Annotated in this window: 6 protein-coding genes; 5 read left to right on the top strand and 1 reads right to left on the bottom strand. The window is 70.7% G+C overall.

The window, feature by feature from the left end; translation table 11 throughout:
- Nucleotides 1-129: adenosylhomocysteinase (locus tag FM051_RS32380; protein ID WP_158850051.1), on the top strand; the 129-nt coding region annotated here is incomplete at its 5' end.
- A gap of 58 nt (nt 130-187) precedes the next feature.
- Here FM051_RS32380 and FM051_RS32375 read toward each other — a convergent pair.
- Nucleotides 188-1,147: a hypothetical protein gene (locus tag FM051_RS32375; RefSeq protein ID WP_158850049.1), complete on the bottom strand. Its 960-nt coding sequence runs from the start codon at nt 1,145-1,147 to the stop codon at nt 188-190.
- 140 nt (nt 1,148-1,287) lie between these two features.
- Here FM051_RS32375 and FM051_RS32370 point away from each other — a divergent pair, with 140 nt between their 5' ends.
- The 4 genes from FM051_RS32370 to FM051_RS32355 all read left to right on the top strand — a co-directional run bounded on the left by FM051_RS32370 (nt 1,288) and on the right by FM051_RS32355 (nt 6,269).
- Complete coding sequence (locus FM051_RS32370; RefSeq protein WP_158850047.1) at nt 1,288-1,929, top strand: dTMP kinase; 642 nt, start codon at nt 1,288-1,290, stop codon at nt 1,927-1,929.
- Nucleotides 1,930-2,114: 185 nt separating this feature from the next.
- Complete coding sequence (gene mtrA / locus FM051_RS32365; protein ID WP_158850045.1) at nt 2,115-2,792, top strand: MtrAB system response regulator MtrA; 678 nt, start codon at nt 2,115-2,117, stop codon at nt 2,790-2,792.
- A gap of 16 nt (nt 2,793-2,808) precedes the next feature.
- Nucleotides 2,809-4,542: an MtrAB system histidine kinase MtrB gene (gene mtrB / locus FM051_RS32360; protein ID WP_158850043.1), complete on the top strand. Its 1,734-nt coding sequence runs from the start codon at nt 2,809-2,811 to the stop codon at nt 4,540-4,542.
- On the top strand, nt 4,539-6,269 hold the full coding sequence (locus FM051_RS32355) for an LpqB family beta-propeller domain-containing protein (RefSeq protein WP_158850041.1): 1,731 nt from the start codon (nt 4,539-4,541) through the stop codon (nt 6,267-6,269). The genes mtrB and FM051_RS32355 overlap by 4 nt, the downstream gene beginning before the upstream one ends.
- Nucleotides 6,270-6,322 lie beyond the last annotated feature (53 nt).

Genomic DNA, 6,322 nt, shown 5'->3' with positions numbered 1-6,322 from the left:
GACGAGAAGGTCGCCCGGATCCACCTGGAGGCGCTGGGCGGGCAGCTCACCAAGCTGACCAAGGACCAGGCCGAGTACATCGACGTGGACGTCGAGGGCCCGTACAAGCCCGAGCACTACCGCTACTGAGTCGAGTTTTGAGAACGGCCGGGGCTCTCTTCGCCCCGGCCGTTCGCTATGTCATTTGCTATGTCCACTCGACGCTGATTCCCGCTGTTCCGGGGCCGACGTCCTCGAAGTAGGCGCTGGCGAACCCGCCCAGCCCGCACACCAGCTCCTCCAGGTCCACCGGCGCCGCCTCGGCGTCCACCCGGAACTGCTTGGTGCACCGGGCGGGCAGGGCGCGGCGGTTGAACGCCAGTTGCAGCAGGTAGCCGCGGCACGGTTCGCGGAACGTCCGGCGGTGTCCCGGGGTCGGCCCGCCCGTGTCGTCCACCACGGTGAAGCTGAACACGTGCTCCTCGCCCTCGGCGAGCCTGCGGTCGAACAGCAGCTCGAACGCCAGCCCGCGGGTGACCAGCTGCCTGCGCAGGCGTCCCAGCCGGCAGCCCTCGCCCGGCCGCACCAGCGCGTTGTCGATCAGGCAGCCCTCGTCGCCCTGGTGCACGGCCAGGAACCGGTCCGGCCCGGCCTTCGCCGCCCGCACCACCATCCGCGTGCTGATCGACCGCTGCTCCCGTTCCGGCCCGACCAGCACGGTGTCGTGCACGGACAGCACCTCGATGTCGGTGTTCGCCCCGATGTCGGTGACGGCCTCGAACTCGCTCAGCACCGGCACGGGTGACACCCAGCCGGTGGGCCTGGTCGGCCGCGGCTGCGGTCGGTTGCCGACGAGTGCCACCAGGGACTCCGGCGGCAGCCTCAGCACGGTCTCCAGGGCCCGCACGGTGGCGATGGCGCGCGGCACTTCAGGGTGCCGCAGGCCGCGTTGCCAATAGCTCAGAGTGGACTGTCCGACCTGCACGCCCTGCTGCTCAAGATGCGCCCGCAGCCGGGCCAACGACAGGCCCCGGTGCGCTATGGCGTCGTGCAGGGCCCGGTGGAAGGGGCCGTAGCGCAGCGTTTCGGCGAGGCCGCCGGGCAGACCCCCGGGAGGGTGGGACCCCGGCTCGTCCACGGGTCTGGCGTGCCCGGAATCCGCGGTCACCGCGGCACCACCCTTTCGCGCAACCGGAAATGGGGTTCACCGTAGTCACTCCTTCTGGTGACGGAAAGGATCTCTCATCACCCGACTGGGCGATGTCATGCCGCCGATCGTGAGAGGCAAGGGCCCCTTAGGGTGTTCTCGTGGGAAAACTCGTCGTGATCGAGGGCTTGGACGGCGCCGGCAAGCGCACCCTGGCCAAGGCGTTGACCGAGGCGCTGGACGCGCGTGGCGCGAAGGTCGCCACCGGCGCGTTCCCCCGGTACGACGAGGACGTGCACGCCGACCTGGTGCGGGACGCGCTGCACGGCAGGCTCGGCGACCTGACCGACTCGGTGTACGGCATGTCGGTCCTCTACGCCCTCGACCGGCGTGGCGCGGCCGACCGGATCCGCGCCGACCTGGACCAGTACGACGTGGTGCTGCTCGACCGGTACATCGCCTCCAACGCCGCCTACGGCGCGGCCCGGCTGCACCAGGGCGCCGACGGCGAGTTCGTGGAGTGGCTGCGGTCGCTGGAGGTGGATCGCTTCGGGTTGCCGATCCCGGATCTGCACCTGCTGCTGCGCGTGCCGGCGGGGGTCGCGGCGGACCGCGCGGCCCACCGTGAGGCGGAAGAGGCCAGGGGGCGGGACCTGTACGAGTCCGACGGAGGCCTCCAAGCGCGCTGCGCCGCCGTGTACGACGGGTTGGCCGCGTCCGGGTGGCTGTCGCCGTGGGAGGTGCTGGACGGCACCGTTGACCTGCGCGTCGACCAGCTACTCGACCGGTGGTTCAGCCATTAGTGTACTTAAGTAACAAAACGTCACCACTTCGACGATGAGTCGCTGACGATTCCGGTGCAGCGAGACGAGGTGGGCTCGTGGATCGGCGACAGAGACTGGCTACGGAGTGGACGCGCACGACGACCAGCAGCGATGACCGCTGGGCGGTGCGTGGACTTCCGACCACTAGTGGGACGATGTTGGGTATGAAGGCACGCGTGCTCGTCGTGGACGACGACCCCGCTCTGGCGGAGATGCTGACCATCGTGCTGCGGGGCGAGGGCTTCGACACCGCAGTGGTGGCCGACGGCGCACGCGCGCTGCCCGCGCTGCGCGAACTGAAGCCCGACCTGGTCCTGCTGGACCTGATGCTGCCCGGCATGAACGGCATCGACGTCTGCAAGGCGATCAGGTCCGAGTCCGGTGTCCCGATCGTGATGCTCACCGCGAAGAGCGACACGGTGGACATCGTGCTCGGCCTGGAGTCCGGTGCGGACGACTACGTGGTCAAGCCGTTCAAGCCGAAGGAGCTGGTGGCGCGCATCCGCGCCCGCCTGCGCCGCACCGAGGCGGAGCCCGCCGAGGTGTTGCAGATCGGCGACCTGACCATCGACGTGCCCGGTCACGAGGTGCTGCGCGAGGGCAAGCCGATCCAGCTCACGCCGCTGGAGTTCGACCTGCTCGTGGCGCTGGCCCGCAAGCCGCGCCAGGTGTTCACCCGCGAGGTGCTGCTGGAGCAGGTGTGGGGCTACCGGCACGCGGCGGACACCCGGCTGGTGAACGTCCACGTGCAGCGGCTGCGCTCCAAGGTCGAGCGCGACCCGGAGCACCCCGAGGTGGTGCTGACCGTCCGCGGCGTCGGGTACAAGGCGGGCCCTCCGTGACAGGAGTTCTCCCTAGATGACCTCGCGTTGGTTCGACCCCGTGGCGCGTGAACTGCGCCGCGTGGTCGAACGCGCGCGTCGTCAGGCCACCAGGTTCGGCGAGCTGTGGCGGCGTTCGTTGCAGCTGCGCGTCGTCGTCAGCACGCTGGCGCTGTCCTCCGCCGTGGTGTTCGTGCTCGGCATGGTGCTCCAGGTGCAGATCACCGGCCAGCTGCTGGAGACCAAGATCGAGGCGGCGGTCCGGCAGGCCGAGGCCAGCGCGGCGGCGATCCAGCCAGACCTGGCGGGCCTCAACCCCGGCCCGGACAGCGTGAAGACCCGGTTCACCACCGCGTTGAACAAGATCAACACGTCGGGCGTGGACCTGGACCCGACCAGCTCCGGCGCCGGCGCGTTCGACCCGGTGCTCCTCGACCCCGTCGGGACCGGCTCGGACGGCCTGCCGATCGCCGTCGGCCAGTACCAGGACGTGCCGGCCGGGCTGTCCAAGATGCTCGAACGGGGCAGCGCCGGCTACCAGATCACCACCGTCGAGCGGGAGAGCGGGCCGACGACGCTGCTGGTCGTGGGCAAACCGGTGAACAGCTCCGCCCGCGCCATGCACCTGTACCTGCTGTTCCCGCTGACCAGCGAACAGGCCACCGCCGAGGTCGTGCAGAGCACCCTCGTGGTCGGCGGCCTGGTGCTGCTCCTGCTGCTCGCCGTCATCGCGAACCTGGTCACCCGGCAGGTGGTGCGGCCGGTGCGGCAGGCCGCCGAGATCGCCGAGCGGTTCGCCGACGGCAGCCTGGACGAGCGGATGCCCGTGGTCGGCGAGGACGACGTGGCGCGGCTGGCCGAGTCGTACAACGAGATGGCCGCCAGCATCCAGCGGCAGATCCACCAGCTGGAGGAGTTCGGCCAGCTGCAACGCCGGTTCACCTCGGACGTGTCGCACGAGCTGCGCACGCCGTTGACGACCGTCCGGATGGCCGCGGACGTGCTGCACGCGTCCCGCGAGCAGTTCCCCAGCGGCCTGGCCCGGTCGACCGAGCTGCTGGTGGACGAGCTGGACCGGTTCGAATCGCTGCTCGGCGACCTGCTGGAGATCAGCAGGCTCGACGCGGGCGTGGAGGAGCTGGCCGCCGAGGTCGTCGACATCCGCGTGCTCGCCAGGCGTGCCCACGACGCGGTCCGCGCCATCGCCAACAGCAGCGGCACCGCGATCGTGATGGACCTGCCCGACCACGAGGTCACCGCCGAACTGGACTCCCGCCGGGTCGAGCGCATCCTGCGGAACCTGCTGGCCAACGCCATCGACCACGGCGAGGGCATGCCGGTCGAGCTGAAGCTGCGCGGTAACGGCGAGGCGGTCGCGGTGACCATCCGGGACCGCGGCGTCGGCCTGCGCCCCGGTGAGGCGGAGCTGGTGTTCAACCGGTTCTGGCGCGCCGACCCGTCCCGCAACCGCCGCACCGGCGGCACCGGCCTCGGCCTGTCGATCAGCCTGGAGGACGCGCGGCTGCACGGCGGCTGGCTGGAGGCGTGGGGCGAACGCGGCCACGGCGCGGTGTTCCGGATGACCCTGCCGTGCCGCCACGGCCACGAGCTGACGTCCAGCCCGCTGCCGCTGGAGCCGTCCGACCTGCCGCCCGTGGTGGAGCCGGAGCCGGACGCGCCCGAGCCCGTGGAGGAAGTCGAGCTGACCGAGGAGGAGATCACGTGGCAGCCCGCGCAACCGGTCACCGGCGAACGCGAGGAGGTCCGGTGAGGCTCCTCGTGGTGCTCCTGGCCGTGTGCGTCTCCGCCGGCTGCGCCGCGATCCCGACCCAGACGCAGCCGATCCCGGTCAACCCGTCGGCGGGCAACGTCTCCGAACCCGCCGCGCCCCAGCCGATCAGGGACATCGAACCGCTGACCCTGGTCCGCGAGTTCGTCAACGCCTCCGCCAACCCCGAGGGTGATTACGCGGCGGCCAAGGCGTACATGACGGACGCGGCGAAGAAGGCGTGGGACACCAAGGGCACGCCGACGATCATCGACGCGACGTTCAACACCGTGCCCACGCCCGTCGTGACGGCGGACGACAAGCGCCGCACGGTGCTGCTCCAGGGCAAGAACGTCGGCCGCCTCCAGTTGGAGGACAACTCGTTCATCCAGCAGGGCGGCAACCTCGACACCCCGATCGGGATCGAGCGCGACAGCGAGAACCAGTGGCGGATCTCGGAGCCCCCGGACGGCATCTTCGTGCCGTTGGGCGGGTTCCAGCAGAACTACCGGCGCGTGACGTTGTTCTTCTACAGCCCGGACTTCAGCGTGCTCGTGCCCGATCCGCGGTGGGTGGTCATCGCGCCGTCCACGTCGATCCCGAGCCGGGTGACGAACCTGCTGCTCAAGGGGCCCGCGGTGGGGATGCGGGGCGCGCTGGTGACGGCCATCCCGAACGGCGCGGCGCAGCGCAAGAGCACCTCCGAAGCCAATGACGGCGCGTTGGAAGTCGACCTGACGAAAGTCGGTGACATCACGGTGCAGGTCGGCAAGCAGATCGTGGCACAGGTGGTGAAGTCGCTGGCGGGCGTCACCAGCAGCCGGATCCGGGTGCTGGTCGAGGGCCAGTCGATCAACGCCGACCAGGGCGAGTGGCGGCCCGCGGACGTGCAGACCGGTGAGGCGCTGACCACGCCCAACGCCGACCTGAACGGGCTGCTGGTGAGCAGCGGGCGGGTCAGGCAGATGAACGGCGACCCGGTGCAGGGTCCCGCCGGGGCGGGCGAGTACCAGGTGGTCAGCGCCGCGCAGTCGATGGACGGCAGCGAGCTGGCCGTGGTGAGCCGGATCGCGGAGGACTCCGTGCGGCTGCGGGTGGGGCCGTTGCAGGGGGCGTTGGGGCTGGTGGACCTGCCCGCGACCACGATGACGAGACCGACGTGGCTGCTCAGCGGGCGGCAGGGCGAGCCGAGCACCGAGGTGTGGACGGTGGTCGACGGCACCAACGTGGTGCGCGTGATCAAGACCGACAGCGGGTGGACGGCGAACGCGGTCAACGCGTCCGAGATGGGCGTGCTCGGCGGCATCACCGAGCTGCGGCTGTCGCGTGACGGCACGCGGGTGGCGGCCGTGGTCGGCGGGAGGCTCGTGGTGGCGGCGGTGGTGCGGGGTCAGGACTCGGCCGTGTCGCTGCGGGCGCCGCGGTACCTCCAGCCGTCCGTGCTCGGTGCTGCCGCGTTGTCGGTGGACTGGCTGGCGCAGGACGTGGTGGTGGCGAGCACGTCGCTGGCCGCGTGGCCGATCGCGAAGGTCAACATCGACGGGATGCGGATGGAGCGGTACAACACCTCCAACCTGACCGTGCCGGTGAACTCGGTGACCGCCGCGCCCGGTCGGACCGTGCTGGCGGTGGACCAGAGCGGGCTGTGGAGCGCGAGCGACGTCGGTGACGTGTGGCGCGCCTCCACGACCAAGGTCGAGCCTGGCACCCAGGCCTTCTACCCCGGCTGAGCAGGCTTTCCGCCAGTCCGACCAGGCTTTGGTCGATTCACCCGATCGAGAAC

This window comes from Saccharothrix deserti (assembly GCF_009769385.1).
Lineage (GTDB): Bacteria > Actinomycetota > Actinomycetes > Mycobacteriales > Pseudonocardiaceae > Actinosynnema > Actinosynnema deserti.
Note: the sequence above shows the minus strand (reverse complement) of the source record. Positions and strands in the feature narration are given on the sequence as shown.

What these genes read in the sequence shown, in the direction of transcription:
- mtrA (WP_158850045.1), top strand. Translation starts at nt 2,115, where the DNA reads ATGAAGGCACGCGTGCTCGTCGTGGACGACGACCCCGCTCTGGCGGAG.
- mtrB (WP_158850043.1), top strand. Translation starts at nt 2,809, where the DNA reads ATGACCTCGCGTTGGTTCGACCCCGTGGCGCGTGAACTGCGCCGCGTG.